This is a genomic window from Terriglobales bacterium, assembly GCA_035651655.1.
In the GTDB taxonomy this organism is placed as follows: domain Bacteria; phylum Acidobacteriota; class Terriglobia; order Terriglobales; family Acidobacteriaceae; genus DASRFG01.
The window spans coordinates 16,392-33,902 of the sequence record DASRFG010000010.1; the positions used below are offsets into that span (position 1 = coordinate 16,392).

At 55.4% G+C, this 17,511-nt stretch carries 14 protein-coding genes and 1 tRNA gene; 7 read left to right on the forward strand and 8 right to left on the reverse strand.

Features of this window, described 5'->3' with window-relative positions; all coding sequences use genetic code 11:
- The first annotated feature begins 9 nt into the window (after positions 1-9).
- The gene (locus VFA76_04605; GenBank protein HZR31117.1) at positions 10-1,359 is read left to right on the forward strand and encodes an APC family permease; all 1,350 of its coding nucleotides are present in this window, start codon (positions 10-12) and stop codon (positions 1,357-1,359) included.
- A gap of 5 nt (positions 1,360-1,364) precedes the next feature.
- Here VFA76_04605 and VFA76_04610 read toward each other — a convergent pair whose 3' ends face one another.
- The 7 genes from VFA76_04610 to VFA76_04640 form a co-directional block, all read right to left on the reverse strand.
- Positions 1,365-1,955 (reverse strand): hypothetical protein, encoded by a 591-nt coding sequence (locus VFA76_04610; GenBank protein HZR31118.1) that lies wholly within the window; start codon positions 1,953-1,955, stop codon positions 1,365-1,367.
- Positions 1,952-4,480, reverse strand: a complete 2,529-nt coding sequence (locus VFA76_04615) for an AsmA family protein (protein ID HZR31119.1) — start codon at positions 4,478-4,480, stop codon at positions 1,952-1,954. The genes VFA76_04610 and VFA76_04615 overlap by 4 nt, the downstream gene beginning before the upstream one ends.
- The gene (gene lepB / locus VFA76_04620; protein HZR31120.1) at positions 4,477-5,268 is read right to left on the reverse strand and encodes a signal peptidase I; all 792 of its coding nucleotides are present in this window, start codon (positions 5,266-5,268) and stop codon (positions 4,477-4,479) included. The genes VFA76_04615 and lepB (VFA76_04620) overlap by 4 nt, the downstream gene beginning before the upstream one ends.
- Before the next feature lie 17 nt (positions 5,269-5,285).
- Positions 5,286-6,137 carry a signal peptidase I gene (gene lepB / locus VFA76_04625; GenBank protein HZR31121.1) on the reverse strand — a complete coding sequence of 284 codons (852 nt, stop codon included), beginning with the start codon at positions 6,135-6,137 and terminating at the stop codon, positions 5,286-5,288.
- A complete protein-coding gene (rnc, locus tag VFA76_04630) occupies positions 6,052-6,882 on the reverse strand; it encodes a ribonuclease III (protein HZR31122.1) in 831 nt (276 codons plus the stop codon). Before rnc ends, lepB (VFA76_04625) begins: the two co-directional genes overlap by 86 nt.
- Before the next feature lie 78 nt (positions 6,883-6,960).
- A complete protein-coding gene (locus VFA76_04635; GenBank protein ID HZR31123.1) occupies positions 6,961-7,959 on the reverse strand; it encodes a tetratricopeptide repeat protein in 999 nt (332 codons plus the stop codon).
- 79 nt (positions 7,960-8,038) lie between these two features.
- Positions 8,039-9,523: a hypothetical protein gene (locus VFA76_04640; GenBank protein ID HZR31124.1), complete on the reverse strand. Its 1,485-nt coding sequence runs from the start codon at positions 9,521-9,523 to the stop codon at positions 8,039-8,041.
- A 437-nt stretch (positions 9,524-9,960) separates the two neighbouring features.
- On the opposite strand from VFA76_04640, the gene VFA76_04645 reads away from it, so the two are divergent.
- Complete coding sequence (locus VFA76_04645) at positions 9,961-10,554, forward strand: energy transducer TonB (GenBank protein ID HZR31125.1); 594 nt, start codon at positions 9,961-9,963, stop codon at positions 10,552-10,554.
- A 109-nt stretch (positions 10,555-10,663) separates the two neighbouring features.
- On the opposite strand, the gene VFA76_04650 is transcribed toward VFA76_04645, so the two are convergent.
- Positions 10,664-13,747, reverse strand: a complete 3,084-nt coding sequence (locus VFA76_04650) for a TonB-dependent receptor (GenBank protein ID HZR31126.1) — start codon at positions 13,745-13,747, stop codon at positions 10,664-10,666.
- Between the two features lie 421 nt (positions 13,748-14,168).
- Between VFA76_04650 and VFA76_04655 the strand changes: the two genes are divergently transcribed.
- The 5 genes from VFA76_04655 (at position 14,169) to VFA76_04675 (ending at position 17,478) form a co-directional block, all read left to right on the forward strand.
- A complete protein-coding gene (locus tag VFA76_04655) occupies positions 14,169-14,840 on the forward strand; it encodes a hypothetical protein (GenBank protein ID HZR31127.1) in 672 nt (223 codons plus the stop codon).
- A 120-nt stretch (positions 14,841-14,960) separates the two neighbouring features.
- Positions 14,961-15,110, forward strand: coding sequence for a hypothetical protein (locus VFA76_04660; GenBank protein HZR31128.1), 150 nt, complete (start codon positions 14,961-14,963; stop codon positions 15,108-15,110).
- 44 nt (positions 15,111-15,154) lie between these two features.
- Positions 15,155-15,895 carry a hypothetical protein gene (locus tag VFA76_04665; protein HZR31129.1) on the forward strand — a complete coding sequence of 247 codons (741 nt, stop codon included), beginning with the start codon at positions 15,155-15,157 and terminating at the stop codon, positions 15,893-15,895.
- Between the two features lie 333 nt (positions 15,896-16,228).
- A tRNA-Ser gene (locus VFA76_04670) sits at positions 16,229-16,318 on the forward strand.
- A 656-nt stretch (positions 16,319-16,974) separates the two neighbouring features.
- Positions 16,975-17,478, forward strand: coding sequence for a GNAT family N-acetyltransferase (locus tag VFA76_04675; GenBank protein ID HZR31130.1), 504 nt, complete (start codon positions 16,975-16,977; stop codon positions 17,476-17,478).
- Positions 17,479-17,511: the final 33 nt, after the last annotated feature.

The following is a 17,511-nucleotide window of genomic DNA, read 5'->3' on the forward strand; positions in this document are numbered from 1 at the left end:
CTCACTTCAATGCCGACACTCGCCCGCAAGTTGCGCGTCACCGACTATTTCACGCTGGGCTTCGGGGCCATGGTGGGCGTGGGCTGGCTGGTGCTGATGGACGATTGGCTGGCCCGGGGTGGGCCGCTGGGCGGCATCCTGGGATTCGTGATTGGTGGATTGTTGCTGTTGCCCGTAGCGTACGTATACGGACAATTGGTAACGGCCATGCCAGATGCCGCCAGCGAAATCGCATACACCGCGAAGGTATTTCCGCCGACGGTAAGCTATGCGACCGGCTGGATGATGCTGCTGGCGTACTTCATTGTGTGTCCGTGGGAGGCGGTGGCCATCGGGCGAATCGCGGCTTACATTTTCCCGCAGCTGGATGCTTTTGAGCTGTACCGGGTCGGAGAGAAGCCGGTCTACCTGCCGCAATTGCTATTGGGGCTGGCGCTCATTGCGCTTCTGGCGACATTAAATTATCGCGGCATCAGACTAAGCGCCACGTTTCAAAACTGGACGACCTTTGCGGTACTTGGCCTATTCGCGGTGTTCGTCACCTTCGGAGCCGCGCACGGATCAGTCAGCAACTTCCCACCCCTGTTCAGCCACACCCCATGGATTTCGGTGTTACTGGTCCTACAGATTGTTCCCTATTTTATGACGGGGTTCGAATCGGTGGGCAAAGCCGCGGAAGAGGCCAGCCCGGAGTTTCGCTCCCGCAGCTTCTTTCGCGCCATGGTAACGGCGATCACAGTGGCAATTTTGTTCTACGCAATTGTGATTGCCGCGGTGGCATACGCTTCGCCATGGAAGAACTTGTCAGGCGGATTCGTCACCCTGATCGCATTTGAGAACGCGTTAAAGTCGCGTTGGATCGTCAATGTGATTTTGACAGCCGCGCTGCTTTCATTGGTGAAATGCTTTAACGGGAATTTCATTGCTGCCAGCCGGCTGCTGTTCGCCATGGGACGGCGCGGCACGGTCAGTGCCAGTTTCGGTCTTGTGCACCCCGTAAACCAAACTCCGGCAAATGCGGTGCTAGGGGTGGCTACGGGCACGGCCGCCGCGATGTTCCTGGGACAAGCTCTTCTGGTCCCTATCACCGAAGTTGGTTCGGTTGCCTCGGCGATTGGCTGGATGGCCGCGTGCTCGGCATATTTCTGCATGCGTCCCACGATGTTCCGTCGTACAGTGGCCGGCATCGGCGCACTGGTGGCGCTGGCTTTGGTGTTGATGAAAATCCTGCCGTTCGTTCCCGGTCACTTCAGCAGGTATGAGTGGATTGCGTGCGCCGGGTGGGTAGCAGTTGGTGTAATCATGAAGCGGCGCGGGCGGGCAGCGCAGGGGAAGAGTGTGGGATCGGGAAAAGGGTAGCGGTGCTATTTCTGCGTGACCATCAACTTGTGGTCCCCTACGGTGGCGCTGTCAATGTGGTCGGGGAGTTGGAAACGGCTGTCTATACCGAGGTTGGGATATTTGGGCTTCAAGTAGCGGTCCACGTAAAGCTGTAGCACGAATTGCGGTACTTCGACCTGATCGAGCGTCACCGAATCCACGTGGACAATCCCTTGTCCGCCCGAGCCCCTTGCGTGCGTAGTAACGGCAACCTCGTGGCTCCCACGAAACATGCCCAACAGAGGATTTGAATTGCGGCGGCTGGCATTGACTTGATCAAAGTTGACGCGCGAAACACCACTGATCACACCCGGAGTGCCGGCCAACCGCACTGATTGCACGCCCTCAGGCAGCTTAACGCGGCCCGAAGCAAGATATGCATTGACCTCTTCCTCAGTGAAGGTAGTCGTCATCGGTGCCGGTTTGGCGCGGGCGCCGTTCTGCTGAATGCGGTCGAGCTTGCGTTGCATGCTTTCTACGGCAGGGGTCTGGGACTTCGAAGAGGCGGTCGGAGGATTCTGAGCAACGACGACGGACAGGAACAACGCAATTAGAGCTACTGAAAGCAATCTCATTTTGTGAGCGCGGCCTGGGTCTGCGGCCCAGACACGGCGACGACCTTGGGCGATTCCAGCGTTCCCGTAATAGTAAAACTATGAGCGCCGTCGCGCACCAATCGGATATCTACTTTCTTGTCAGCGAGCGCTGTTCCGCTCACTTGATAGATGCCGCCCGGCGTTTGCAATTTGCCTGCTGTCACGGTGAATCGGCCGTCATGCAGGTTGAGATGGCCCGTAAACCGCTGCACGCGCAACGGCGGAGCTCCCTCAGCCAATGAGATTTGCTGCAGAACGCCGTTGCGCAGATCGAATTCTGCGGTTGCGGCGGCAGAGTTCAACAGGCCGGCTCGGTCCCAACCAACAGCCGTCAGCCGGTAGCGCAGCGAGATTGTTCCGGTGGCCCAGTCGTCTGCTATGGGAGCAGTGACCGGGGCGAGCTGTGCATTGTCAAGGGTTCCGCGAAGATCGTAGGCAGGCTCAGCGCCGGTAAAATCAGCCTGTAATTCAGCGCGATGCTCTCCGCCCCAGATTTCACTTTCAAGATTGGCAAGCCGCAGCTGGCCATGATCAAGCACAAGATCAGCGGAGCAATGGTTCGCGAGTGTGCGGCCGATGATTATCCGATTCGCGGTGATGTGGCCGCGAGCATTGACGCGTGCCAGGAACGAGCTTTGCTGGTTGGGGCCCAGCATGCGGTACCAGGGTCGCTTTAGAAAGCGGGGATTGAAGAGACGACCGAGCGTGGCGGTGTCAAGCTCGTCGGCATGAAGATCAACCCGTGCAGAGCAGCCGTCGATGGCGGTGCAGCGGCGAGGCAGATCAAGCCAGCCTGAAAGATGCATGTCGCTACCAGAAAACGTCGCCACGAAATGGCGAACGCTTGATTGCCCGGGGGTGAGCAGAACATTGGCAGATTCGATTTCAAGCGGCGCCGAAATTCCGTCCATAGTTGCAGACACATCATGGAGCTGCGCCTTGCCGCTGATCTCAGGTAAGGCAAAACCTGCCCACAAGCCCGAGACCTGCAGATCCAATTTTGCGGCACCCTTTGCCGCCGGCTGGACGGCGTGCAAACCCACGTTCTTGGCAAGCTGTAGTATCCGTTCCACTCGAGCGTCGCCGCGCAGCGAAAGGAAATATCCGGACCTCGTTAACCAGCCTCTTACGGTCACCGGCTCGAGAGTATCCATTTCTATCGCAAATGGACCGAGGGTGACGAGTTGCTGCTCATCGGACACAAAAATATCCTGGCGTTTGTCCTGCGAGAGAATGATGGGACGGGAAGCAATCTTGAACGGAACGGTACCAAGTTCAGTTTGCTTCTCCGGGCTGCCCAGTCGAAAACCGGTGGTGTGCCCGCTGCCCGACCATTGTGGGGCCGATCCGGCCTGCCTGGAGAAATTGAAGACAGCGCTCAGCGTGCCTGCCGAAATAAGGTCGTCGGGAAGATCTCGTTTCGCGTGTCGAGCCGCGAACACTATCGCCGGCATAGGGACATTTTGCGCTGTAACTTGCCAACTAAATGGTCCGGATCGCAACGGATCTGACGCTCTTCCCGTAATTGTGACTACTCCATTGCTGATGGGTGCCGTACAGTTAACGTCAGACCAGCTTTGGTCAGCCGCACTGAAGCGAGCGCCGCAGCGCATAGCCAGCCGCAGCGATGTGGGAGTCACAATGTCATAGCGCCGAAAATCCTGTACTTGAGCATCGCTACGGACGTTCAGCTCCGCCGGCGTGCCGGTAAGTCGGGCGGCAACGGTTACGGCGCCGCGCCAACCGCGATCGCGGCCATACATCATCTTGGTGAGCTGTCCCAATTGGGCATTCTGGAGCCGCAGGTTCAAGTTGAGGGGGGTGTTTCGCAGGGAGCTGGCGCGCTGGAATGAGCCACTGAGGCTGAGCGTTCCGGTATCGCTGAGATTGGCATCGGTGCGAACGGGCCGGGCTGAAACCCTTACTCCCCATTTGTCTTCTGACGCCAACCATAAAGAAAAGTCGGCATCGGTGAGCGCGTAAAACTTTTTTTCCTGACCGATCTTAAAGTTGATGCGACCGCTGCTGGCCTCAATGTACGGGAATCGTGGGCGGCCCTCAGGCTTGGTTTGACCTGTGGGCGCGGATGGAGTATCGGCGGCGCGCTGCAGCAGGGAGTAAACGTTCCAGATTCCATCGTCGCGGCGGACCAAATTCAAGCTGGGCTCACTCAAGCTGAGCCGCGCGATTTCCGGCCGTGCCCGCCACAACGAGCTAAAACGCAGGTACGCGGTCACATCATCCGCACGGAGCATCGGCTCGGCGCTAAACGACGGGTCATCAGCCACAACGAACTTGTGCAGATCAAATCCAGGTTGCGGCAATAAACGAAGGCTGACTGCCTCGACCGTAACCGTCCGGTTCAGCGCGTTGCTGATGGAATCCACAATGCTGGCGTGAAACCACCTGATGTGTACAAAGGGCAACAGCAATGCTGCCACGAGGAGCAGTGCGAGGACGCCCACACTCCGACGCAACCCGCGGGAATGTGGACCTAGGCTCATCGAACAACCTTGAGCATGCGGTTCCAGCGCGTCTGGTCGAAGAAGTGGATGATGATGTGCGCAATAAAGCTCAGACGTTCTCCAATGCCACGTTTCATGTACTGAAATTCGGGAGTTTGGAATGACCAGTATATGAAGAGAGGACGCCCGATTACATTTTCCCGCGGAATAAAACCCCAGTAACGGCTGTCGTAACTGACGTCGCGGTTATCTCCCATGGCGAAAAGATGGTCGGGAGGCACAACTAAGTCTTCGCCTTGGATGTAGGAACTCATCAGCAGCCGCCACTCCGGAGTTACATTGGCTTCCGTGGGCGGAACCGCCGGAAAATTATCGCGGTAAGAGTTGTAGTTGTCTTTGCGGACGACGTAGGGCTCATCCAGCTTCTTTCCATTGCGGTACACAATCCCATCACGCAGGTGAATGCGGTCTCCGGGTACCCCCATTACGCGCTTTACCACGTAAAGGCCAGGCTCGGCTGGCGAGAGAAAGACGATGATGTCGCCGTCGCGCGGGTCACGATAAGGAATTACCGGTCCAACCCAGTGGGTCGGCGGCGCAAAAACTTCGCGATCAACAAAAACATGGTCGCCTATGAGCAGGGTGTTTTCCATGGAACTGGAAGGAATTTCAAATGCCTGCACTACAAACGTGATAATGAAAAGTCCAGTGACCAGCACCACCGCGATGGAGGCGAGGAACTCAACCGTGGTCTCTTTTTTCTTGGCCTCTTCCGGTTTTTGCTTCTTGCTCAACTCTTGTTCGTTTTCTACCGCGGCGCGGGCCATGGTTTTCACCTGATCTTTTACTTTACCAGCCGGAGGGTACGGTCCCAGCGGGTAGCTTCCAGTAAGTGCGTCAGCACATAGCCGAAACGAGAAAGTTTATCACTCGCCGAAGTTGGCAGTGCGGAACTGGTCTGGGGACTGCGCACCGACCAGTAGATGACCAGGGGACGGCCGATGATGTTTTCGCGCGGCACAAAGCCCCAATAACGGCTGTCGAGGCTCTCGTCGCGGTTGTCGCCCAGCGCGAAATACTGTCCCGGTGGGACCAGCAGCTCACCGTCACGTACCAGGCCGCGCATCTGCAGCCACCAGTGCGCCTCCACCCCAGGAGCTACAAAATTTGTGTTAGGGAAGTTGTGGCGGTAGCCATCTTCGTCTGCGGACTTGTAAAGCGCATACGGCTCCGACAGCGCAACCCCGTTTACGAAAAGCCTATTGCCACTGATGCGGAGGTGATCGCCAGGCAGGCCGAGCACGCGTTTCACAAAATGCTGCTCCGGACGCACTGGATAATGGAACACCACCACGTCACCGCGGTGGATTTGGGTGTAAGGCAGCACATGGCCCCAGCGGCCGACGTCGCCGAAATGCACCTTGTCCACCAGCAGGTAGTCACCAATCAAGAGCGTGTCTTCCATGGACTCAGAGGGAATCTGGAAGGCTTGCACCAGAAAGGTGATAACAAACAACGCAATCACTACCGTTGTCAGTAATGACTGGATGGACGCCGGCAGCGCAGACCTGTTCCGTTCCGGCTGTCTCTGCGGAGGTGTTTCTAAAAGCTCATCCAACGCGGTGTTTCGGCTTGTACTTTGAAGCGTTTCCATTAGGTAAAGACGACAGGTATTCCAATGCCTGACGGGCGGCATCCTGCTCGGCGCGTTTCTTTGTCGGGCCTGCGGCCCGGGCAACAAACTCCGACTCGCCTGGACTGCCTGCGCGATTCAGGCGCGTTTCCACGGTAAAAGTCTTGCGATGCTCTGGCCCCTCCTCCTTTACCAGTGTATAGGCGGGCGGAGCATGACCGGAGAGATGTACCGCCTCCTGCAAAGCTGACTTGTAATCCGTGATCGGTACTTCGTCTCCGGCCTGCGCCTGTAAACGCCGCAACTCTGGCACCAAAATGTTTTGCACAATGAACTGCTGCGCTTTTTCGAAACCCGCATCCAGGTACACTGCAGCCAGCAGCGCTTCCAGTGCATTCACCAACAGGGCACTCTTGCCGCGTCCGCCACTCTTCTCTTCCCCGCGTCCGAGCGACAGGTACTTTCCCAGTTCCATCCCTTCCGCAACCCTCACCAGGTGACGCCCGCTAACCAGATGTGCCCGAAGCTTTGAAAGGTGACCTTCTTCAAACTCCGGAAAGCGCCGGTAAAGGTCTTCGCTGGTTACGAATCCCAGGACGGCATCACCCAGGAACTCGAGCTGCTCGTTATCACGGACCTTGTCCGGAAGAGCATTCACCGGCGGAGTGCGGCTTTCGGGCACGTCAGCCGGCGCGGCTTCCAGCTCACGCGCGCGCGAGCTGTGAGTCAGCGCTCGCCGAAGCAGCTCGGGATCTCGAAAATGATGCCCGAGCCGCTGTTCCAAGGTGTCGATTTCCAGGGCTTTCATGACGAAAATCCACGGCCATCTGCCGCGGATCATCGAACTTAGCACGAGCGTCCCTCGTGGCGCCGTGCTACGAGCGTATTACTGCTGCTGTTGCGGCGGTGTTGTACGTGGCTGAGAAGTTTGCGGCTTGGCTCCCGGAGCCGCGTTGCTGGCCCCAGTGCTGCCACCCGTCAACTGCTTCAAACGGTCCTGTTCCCGACGCGCCAGGGTGCCGACTTGCGTATTTTCCGGCGCCAATTCAGCAGCCTTATTAGCGGCGGTCAACGCGTCAGCGTACTTGTTCTGCTTGTCGAGCGCTACGGCGAGCCTTAAATAGTTCACCGGATCAGGCTGCGCCGCATTCAGGTCAATCGCCTGACGCAAGTCTTTTTCCGCAGCGGCATAGTCGTTTTTCGCCATCTCCAGGTTACCGAGCACAGAGTAGGAAGTCGAACGCAGCCAGTCCTTCGCCTGCTTGACTTTGTCCGGTGGCACCTGCGCGCTGAATGTCAAGTCAGTGTCAATGGTTTCGAGCGCGTGCTTTGCCAGCTTGGTAGCCTCAGCGTATTTTTCGTTGGCGTCCAGGTCGGTGGGGCGGGTGCGTTCAGAGAGCACCTCAGCCACGGAGACCAAGGCCTGCGGGTCGTCGGGGTCAATGCCGAGAACCTTGTGGCCCATGTCCACCATTTTGTCGGCGTTGTTGGCGTTCTGATATTCGATCATCGCCTTGCGATAAAGCAGAATGCGCAACTCGCTGTTCGGGAACTTCGTCGCGAAGTCATCGGCCGCCTTTTCGATTGCAGCCGGATCGGTGAGAGCGTTGGCATCGTTGAATGCCTTGAACTCCTCTTGGGACTTGGCTTGGGGCGGATGCTTTCCGGCCGGCGCAGCCTGGTCCGCTGCGGCGCCGGGTTGCGCGCCCTGTTGACCCTGCGCGGCGCCCGGTTGTGAATTCGGCTGCTGCTTTGAACCGGGCTGCGTACCCTGCGATGCTGCCGGCGGGGTCTGCTGGGGTGGCGTCTGCTTCTGATACTGCGGTTGCGCCCAACTCGCGCTAACGACCAGCAGCGCGGCTAACACAAAAAGGACTGGTTTCATGCTCTCTCCTTGCCTGCTCGGCAGATCTCCACTGCATTCGTCTCCCACAATCTTGTCACCACACCGGCGCCTCTAAAAGTTACTGAGGACGTGCCGGAGGCTCGTACGCTTTCCTGAGTCCACGCTCGGCCGCCGCCTTGACCTCCGGCGCCGGATCGCCCGCACTCATGGCTGCCCGGTAGTGTCCCACGGCAGCGTCCCGGTTCTCCTGCAGATCGCAGATTCTGCCCAGGTAAATGTGCGACCAAGCCAGTAACTGGGGCTGATGCGCCACCTCAAGAGTACGCTCGAAGTACTTCCGGGCGCCGGCCATATCCTTATTCAGGGTTGCCGCCTTGGCGAGCACAAACAGCGCCCGCCCCTGATCCTCCTGTGAGGCACCCGGCTGCGAGGCACCCGCCTGTGAGGCGCCCGGACCAGCAGCTTGCCCTTGAAGCGCCTGCTCGGCGAGTTTTTGGGCAGTGACAGCATCGCCGTCCGCCAGGCTCTTTTCCGCCTTATCCAACAAACCCGGCTCTGTGCGAGTAGATGCGCGCATCACCTCGGGAGCGGCCTTCTCGGCAAACTGAATGTTCTCGGCGCGCTTCTTTTCGCGGTCAACGTTAAGCTCATAGATCCAGTCGGGATAGGCGTCTTTCAGCCCGGTGGGCCCCTGCTCAAACTTTATCAGCTGATCGTAGAAATATTGTGTCAGCACGAAACCCTGAGCCATGGCAGCATTCACCGCCGCCAGGTGCACCGACTCTGGCCCCTTGGTTCCCCCTTTGGTGCGCGCTTCAATGGCCTGAATCAATGACTCGGTCAGCAGCAATGACATGTCATTCTTGAACGCGTCGTCCATGGGCGCGGTGCGCACGGCTATCAATAGCGGCGCCAACCGTTTCATGGCAACCGGCCGTTTCTCGGCAAGAGGGTCCAGCATGTAATGAAGGTAGGTGTGGCGGATCTGGTCCGTTCTGAGGGTGTTGCCCGACGGGCTCACCACAACGTAGTAATCCGCGCCGTAATTGCGCGCGTTGGTCTGGCCAGGAGCTCCCATCGGCTCGAGATAGATCACGAATTTGCGTCCCAGGTACCCGCTGAACGGAATGCGCACATAGAGGTCGGTATCCAGGAGCATCTTGGCGACCGATTCGTGATAGCGCTCGATCAGATTCTCGTAGGCGGCCTGATGATGCTGCCAAATGGAGTGCAATCCCGCTTTGCTGTAGAACCGCTGCAGCAACGGCACCAGGCCTAAAACGTAACTGGCATCGGGTGGAACATCGGCCTCTTTAATTGCCGGAGTAAAAGTCGGAGGTGCGGTGAGAGTCAGCGCCAGCGAAACGTACTGGGCCAAATCGCGCGACGGCTCCGGTTGCTGATGATCGCGATAAAACCGGCATAGCTCAGCGGCCGCGGCAGTCGCCTCTGGCGATGCTTGAATTGCCTGGGTTACCTCACTTCGCACTTGGCTGCGCAGCGGGTCGGATGCACCAAGCTCCTGATCGTAGCCACAGGCGTTGATAGCAGCCAGTACGCCAAACAATGTTTCGCTGGTATCCACCGTGGCTTTGGGCGTCATTTGTGCCAGACAGAGCTGGACACCACAGACGCTCACCGCGCCGCACGCCACCACGCAGAACACTACGCTACGCCAGCACCGAAAACGCTGCTTCAGGGGAAAAACCTCCTGCGGACGGGCCAGAAACGCCAGGGAATACAAGCTAAGTTTACGGGGTGGCAGAGGCGAGGGTCAAACCGAGCACGGGATAGCTATTGAGGCCGTGAAAATCCAGCCACTCCCGTAAGGGAAATGAAATTATCAACCTAGGTGGAGAGTAGCTGCGGGCCGCTCTCATTTGTGCTACAAACACCAGCATGCGTTTGGGAGCCATTTCGCTTCTGTGTTTCAGTTTTGCTTCACTGCACATTTGGGCGGAAAACTCCGACACATCAATTACAGTGGTGGCACATCGCAGAGTGTTGGGAACGCCCTGCTATGTCAGCCAAGTAGGTTCGATGCAACGCCGCAACGGTGAGGCGGTTGTAATCCTGGGAACACCGTCCGAGAAGGTACTTTACTCGGCGGCTTTTCTGGGACCTTTTGGGTACGTTGAGTATGCCCTCGCAAAGCCGTCACACGATGAGTCAAAACTGCTCAAAATGGCCAGCGACGAGGGCTACAATCTGCGTTTGGTGCACTGGGATTCAAGCAGACCGATAACACCCTGGGTGCATCCTGAGGATAGCAATGCACCCGCAGATGAGTGCAACGACAGTGGGCGCATTATGGAACAGCTTCAGAATCAACACCTGCCCGAGCATGTCTATCGAGTCGGGAAAGGCGTGACTGCACCTCGGGCGGTAATTACACCGGACCCCGACTACCCGCTCAACATACGCAAGAAAAACATACAGGGCACGGTGGTGCTCTGGGTAATGGTTGTTGAAGACGGCGGTGTCGGTGGAGTGACGTTAAAGAAGAGTTTGAGCCCGGAGCTAGACAGAAACGCTATCGAGGCAGTTAAGAAGTGGAAATTCAAACCGGCGCTACTGAATGGGAATCCAGTCGCGGCTCAGGTGACCATCGAAGTAAACTTTCGGCTTTACTAATCGAAAAGTGCACCATCCGCTCGTGGTTAGGGAGTAGGCGCCGCCGATACAAAAGAGAATATGTTTTTCTTACTGGGTATCTTATGGTTTACGATCTGTGCAGAGGCCCTTACCAGATTACCTTCACCGCAAATTGAATCTGCCGCGACGGAGTTTGGGTTGATGTAATCAATCCCGCGTTCGATAGTTTTCGCCCACTTGCGTCAAACAGGTTGCGATTGTCCAGCGGGGGCGCGAAGTTAGCCCGATTGAGAACATTGAAGAATTCTGACCGGAATTGCACATTGAAGGCATCGGATACTTTTTTGATGTACGTGTTCTTGATCAGTGAAAAATCGAGGGTGAGCAATCCCGGCCCGATAAGCGTGTTGCGGCCCAGGCTCCCACGCCGGTTGGCAGGACTGGGAAAGGTGAAGCATTGCGTTTTGATGTAATTGATGGGATTGTTGGGGTTTATCAAAGACCCGCAAGCTGGGCCAGGGACCAGGTCTGGAACATCTATGCTGGGATCTGTACTTTTCAGGCCCAGAGCATCACCGCCAATCCCGGGAGTGAATGGCACACCCGTGCTGGCATCGAACACTCCCCCTAATTTCCATCCGCCTAACACTTGTCTCCCAAGCGAATTCCAGTTCGGTGTTCCGAGTTCCCAGTCGTAATTCACTTCCAGGTTGTGTGCAACGTTGAAGTCGGCCAGTCCGCGATTTAGGCCAGGGTTGAAGAACAAGGGGCTGGAAATGGAATTGGAGTATTCATCGCCCACAATGCTGCCTGACGACGTATCTATGGTCTTTCCGAAGGTGTAGGAAACTTCTCCCCCGGCCTTGCCTATTTTCCCCTGGAATTTTGCTTCAAGCCCATGAAAGTACGAGTCGCTTCTCCAGAAACCTGCGGTGATGCGACCGGCGTTTAGATTCAGGCGCTGGCCGGTTCCAGCGGGAGGCCAAAAATATCCCTGCGCTATTTGCATGGGAAGCACTATGTCGGCGTCTTCCACTCGAAAGGGCTGGTGTATGCCGCGAGACCCCACGTAGGAGGTGGTGACACTCACTGCCTTTGCGAGTTCCCGTTGAACGGTAAGATTCCACTGCATCACATAGCTGCGGGGTGGGTGCGGCTCAAAATATGCCTGCCTGAATTCATTGGAAGACGCGGCGAAACTTGAGAAAGCGGCCACGGGAAAGGAACCAACAGGCAAGTTAGTTGCATTGCCTGATTCAGTAAATGGGGCGGAATTGACTTCGTTAAACTGCACCAGATAAGGAAGTGGCAACACATCAAAGATGCCGAATCCCGAGCTGATAATAGTTTTCCCGTCGCTCGACGGATTCCATGCGGCACCGATACGCGGTTCGAGGTTGCGCAAAGTCGGATTGGAGAACAATGGCGAGCCTAGATGCGGGGCGGCATCTGTAAGGTTCCTGAGGACCGTGAGCTTGTTGTTCACTTCGCTAGGTACCGTGGACGCTTCATAGCGCAAACCGAGATCGAGACTTAAGTTGGGTCTCAAGCTCCAGTGGTCCTGCACGTAGACAGAGGCAATGGTCTGGCGAAGTCTCCGTTCCGATTGTGTCCCCGGTATCCCTGCTGACAAGGAAAAAGGTTTGTTTTCTAAAAAGTCCGCCAATGAGTTAAATGCAAATACCCCGGCAGGATCGGAACGAGCAAAGATATTGTCTCGAACCCGTTCCAGTCCCATACCGAATTTTAAGGAGTGATGGCCGGTAACCAACGATGTGTCATCGTAGACTTGAATTGAAGTCCAATGGAACTTATAGCTGCTGAGCGAATCCAGCCCTCCTGTAAAAGCCGTAATTCCTGTGACGTTGACACCGGCAGCATTAAGACCCGGAATAGTCCCAAAAGTAGGATCGGCAGCCAAAGGGTTACCGCTCAGAAAAGTAAGGCCCGTGGTGGCGACGACGCGGTTAACACCCAATCGAAAGGAATTTATCCAATTTCCTCTGGTGTGTACCTCATTTCCAGTCACCAGCTGCCGGTGAGAGTCGTAACCCGTTCTCTTGTCGTTCAGTTCATCGGGCTGCCTGGCACTCGCATTGTCCAACATATAGGTGCCGGAGATCACGTCGTTTGCCGCCATCCGGTGATCTACTTTAACGGTGTAATAATTGTCAGGAACAACTTGTTGTCCCGCAAAGTTGAAAATGCCGGCATCTCCATTCGACAGAATTGAACCGTTTGGCAAAGGGTAAAATGCGTTCAGGAACCGCAACACACCTGGGTCAACATTAATTTGCCCGCTAGAAAGCTTTCCACCGCGGGCGGCGGCTGATGGAACCGTGCTTACCTGTGAAATGCCCAGAGATTGGCGAAAGCCCTCGTAAGCACCGAAGACAAACGTCTTCTTCTTCCACAGCGGCCCGCCCAGCGTTCCGCCAAATTGATTACGCCTGAAAGGCGGCTTCCTGATGTCGAAGAAATTTCGCGCGTCTAAAGCACTGTTCCGGATGAACTCGAAGGCACTTCCATGCCACGCGTTCGAGCCTGAACGGGTGAACGAACTGACAATTCCCCCCGAGGACCGCCCATATTGCGCCGGGTAGTTGTTCGAAAGCACAGATACCTGTTCTACCGCATCCACGCCCAGGTTGACTCCTGCGGCGCTTCCGGGTGGACTGTTCGCATAATCGTTGACGCTCATTCCCTCGAAGCGCGAATCATTCTGCCGCGGGCGGCCGCCTGAAATCGTGATCTGCGTTCCAAAGCCGCGCTGGGCTGCCCCTCCGGCAGACTGGGTTCGAGTTGTTGCGACTCCCGGCTCTAGCGTCGCAACGTCCGTCGCCGAGCGCCCGTTCAGCGGTATATCGCGAACGTTTTGCGATCCAGCTTTGGCTGGTGGTCCTGCGGAGCTGGCCACAGGTGAGGGCATTACCACATTCGCAACAGCTCTAGAATTCGCAGCCACTGTAACGTGCAACATTTTCGCTGGAAATCCCGAGGCGGATACGGCGAGTTCGTACTCACCAGGAGGAATGTTTCGTAGGACGTACAGGCCGTCTCTATCGCTCAAAAGAGTTTGTGCAGTGTTCGCCTGTAGATTCCTGACGGAGATGCGTGCGTTCGAGACAGGCAGGCCAGAAGAATCAATAACTTTGCCTTGGATGGTGCTGCCGTTGGTCTGCGCATCGAAGGCTGCGGAGGCGCAAATACAGAAGATTAGTACTGCAATCACACTGAATCCCCGCCAGCTACTCCACTTCGAATCAGTCTCCGCGCACATAAGGTAATCTCAGGGGATGAGTGACGATGGGCGGGTCATAATATACGACTCTCGCATGACGATTAGCTTAAGCGTACATTAAATTACATTTATTTCTGCTGACGGAGACCGTCTGTACCCGATACTTGAAACTGTCAATGCTGCACGGTTGATTGAGCTTTACGAAAGTGAAGTGCACTCCGACAGAGTACCCACAGTTGCCGATTTTGGATAGCAGTCAATGGGCCGCTTGGGATTCGCTCCTTCATCCATGAACTTGGGCATGAGCTGAGCAACATCACTGGATTCGTAGAGAGGATGCGGGGTCGAGTCGGTTGAATATCAACCTGCGGCAGAGTCAGAAAGTAGTTGACAATAGCTTCTAGGAGAAATTGTGAGAAGCACCTTTTTGGTTGTAATCGGCATGCTCTCATTAGGATCAACTTTGATGTGCAACGATCACAACAGCGGCAGCCTGTTATCAATCACACATCCAGGAACGGCGTCGGATGTAAAACTGACTGTGTCAGTTCAGGGAATGAGGTACTGCAAAGGAGATAACGATGTATATACGGCCCATCTGCGGCTAGCGTTGCGCTACATCAACGCGGGCTCCGACAAAGCGATTCTTTACAAGTCCAAACAGCCCATCGAAATCGTGGTTGGGGCAATTGCTGACAACGCGAAGGACATTGAGGAAGAACACTACGAGACTACGCTTCAGTACGACCAATTTATCGAACCTCCCCGCGCTCCCGATTCCGAAAGACCCAATGCCAGCGAGTTCACAATCCTCGACCCGGGCAGCACACACGACCTGCCCGGTCTTGTTGCCGTCGCCGTTCGTTTCAAACCTACTTCCGCCATCGCGGGGACGATTCCGCCCGGCGATCATGCAATGACAGTTGAAGTGGTTGATTGGCCTTTTCCTCCTGACGATGGAAGGCGACTAAGGATTAAGTGGGCAAATATAGGGACGCTACACTACGAAGCAATAGAAACTCCCGCATTCCAGTTCTCTATACCGACTGCCCCTAAGTTGGAGGAATGCTCTGACCCGAAGTAGTCAGACCGGCACTCTCAACGCAGCTTGCTGATTTTGGAAAATCTCAGTCTTGGCGGTCCCGAAAAAATAATGTTTGCGTACCGCTGTCCGAACAAGCAGTTTTTGCCTTGCTCAGGGACTATGTTTAACTTCCCCCAGACGGTAACCGGACATCTCACCTGGAATGGAAACGGTACACTGGCGGCGCTGAATATGACGGATCTGAGCAAAGAGGAAGTCGAACAGATTGCGAAAACTTTGCCCAAGGTTGGGGGTTGCATTCAAAATTGATTAACGGAGCAAACTTGGGCACTACTCACACGTGCGAGTTCAAGTTGAGTATACGGCTGTTTGGTCGAGGTCTTGATTTTAATGAAATCGAGGCGGAGACCGGGATATCGGGGACACAAAAACATGTTATGGGTGAAGTTGCGCGCACGGGCAGGGCCTACAAACGTGATATTTGGATCGCAGAATCTCCGTTTTCCTCTGAAGAAGCGCCAGCAGTGCACTTGCGCTGGTACGAGCAGATTGTGAATAAACAGCGAGTTCTTGACCTGCTGCGCAAGAGCAAGAATGTGGAAGCATTTGACTTATTTTGGGAGATCACAGGCGAATCGGATACTTGTATTCTCTACTTAGCACCCGAAGACCTTCGTGTTATGTCCTTAACGAATATCGATGCCGAGATGAGTTACATCCTTTTTGGTGAGCCTCCAATTTCTGAAGTCGAGTTGAACCTTAAGGCTTGGATTCCTAATGAAAGTAACAGCAACAATCCGAGAGTTGTTATTCAGCTTGTACAAAACGGCTCTAGGGAGCTGCTCCCGGATCAACACGAACTGGAGCGCCACGAGATTCAAGACGAATTATCTCAAAAACTGGAGTGGGCAGGGCGCAAATTGGCACGCGAGCGTTCAATGGGATCATCCCAGCTTTTAAAGTACCCGAATATCCGAGTCCGAGCCGAACTTATTACTCCGCGACAATGGGGCAGCGCTGTACTGCGAGGAAAGAGCCTTGTGGACTTAGTGAGGTTAGAAATACCTCTTGAGGTGTCGTTTCGCCTTGAGTAATAGGACTCAGCACTCGCGGGTTTGCATAAGTGACAGCGCCATCGTGACACAACTGGTTTAAACAACAAAACGGCAGCCGAGCGGTGGAAGCAATCCGTAAGGCGGAACTGGCAGAAGGACGGGCAGGTTTGTTTTTGCGGAAGAATTGTCCGACATTTGGTGAGTTTCTCCAAACGGAGTTCTTTCCGTGGGACAAAAAACAACATTCGGCACACCCGGGTACTCACAAACGTTACCAAGTGAGCTCGAACGCGAGGGGTCCCCACAAAAGTCCCCACAGTTGCCGATGTGAGGGTGATATGAATACTGCTAAACTACTGATCAGACAAGCCCGGAGGGATGCGTGAGCGGTTGAAACGGGCGGTCTTGAAAACCGCTGTACCTGAAAGGGTACCGGGGGTTCGAATCCCTCTCCCTCCGCCATACAGTCAGGAGGTTCCCGTTCTCTGGAGTGCGTTTCGGCGAAAACATGCGAATTTCGGCCGAATTCTATACATTCTCATTCATATTCCAGACCGGAGAACGGGACCGCTTCGGCCTGTCGCTCAGAAATGGTCGGTTTTTCTCCGGCTCTGCTTTTCACGGTGCGCTTTGCCGTAGCTAAGAGTACCGGGAGTTCGAATGCGTCTTCCTCCGCCCTACCACAAGCCACAAATAAAACCTATTTCATGTGTTCCATGACTTCCAGGCAGCCCGTGTGTTTATTCACTCACACCCCGAAATTACCGCCAGGTCCATGGACTCCTTGAAGAGTCCCTTGAACCAGCCAAAGCTCTTGCTGGTGGCTGAAGCGCGTAATGGCAACTGAGCAGTAAACCGTTCTTGACCGAACTGGGCAACAAGTTTGGAGCCTTACGAGCGCCGGGGAGAGTCTCTTCGTTTTCAGGCCACGCTAGCTGACGGCCGATTAGCGGGACGCTCTTTCGTCCGCAACGTGACAGCTAATCGCTGGAGTTGGCTGTGTGCGAGTTGTGTGCCGGATTTCAGATTCGGACAGTCGCAAGGCGGCACTCACCCGCATCCTGATCATGAATGATAAAGGACGTTATCTTCGCAAAATATAGTGTTACTCTGCGGCTGTGAATCTCCAGGCTGAAAAACCGGCTGATAGAGACGCTGAGTACAACGTCACTTCCTGCGACCCCAAAAATCTGAGCGACGCGGATGTCGGAGTTTGCTTTGCCATCATAGAAAAGGGCGAGGCGGTGGATGTTCAGACCATGAAGAGGGATTTTCCGAAATCCACTGTACTAGCAATAGCTTGTAGAGGCGCGCAAATCGTCGGCGTCGGTGCAATTAAGCCTGTTCGAGAGCGATACGCAAGGAAGGTCGCCCGTAACAGCGGAGTTGATTTTCCATCGAAGACACAGGAATTGGGTTACGTCGCGGTGGATGAACATCATCGGCAACGTGGGTTGTCATACAGACTGGTTGAAAAGCTGCTGTCGAATTATGCGAAGCGGCTCTTCGCGACTACGGATGCTGAATGGATGAAGAAAGCCCTCTCGAAATATGGATTCTCCCAAAAAGGAAAAGAGTGGCAAGGCGAGAGAGCAATGCTTTCGTATTGGGAGCAGCTGTAGCTACATGAGGGTCGGACGATGGAATTTTGCCCT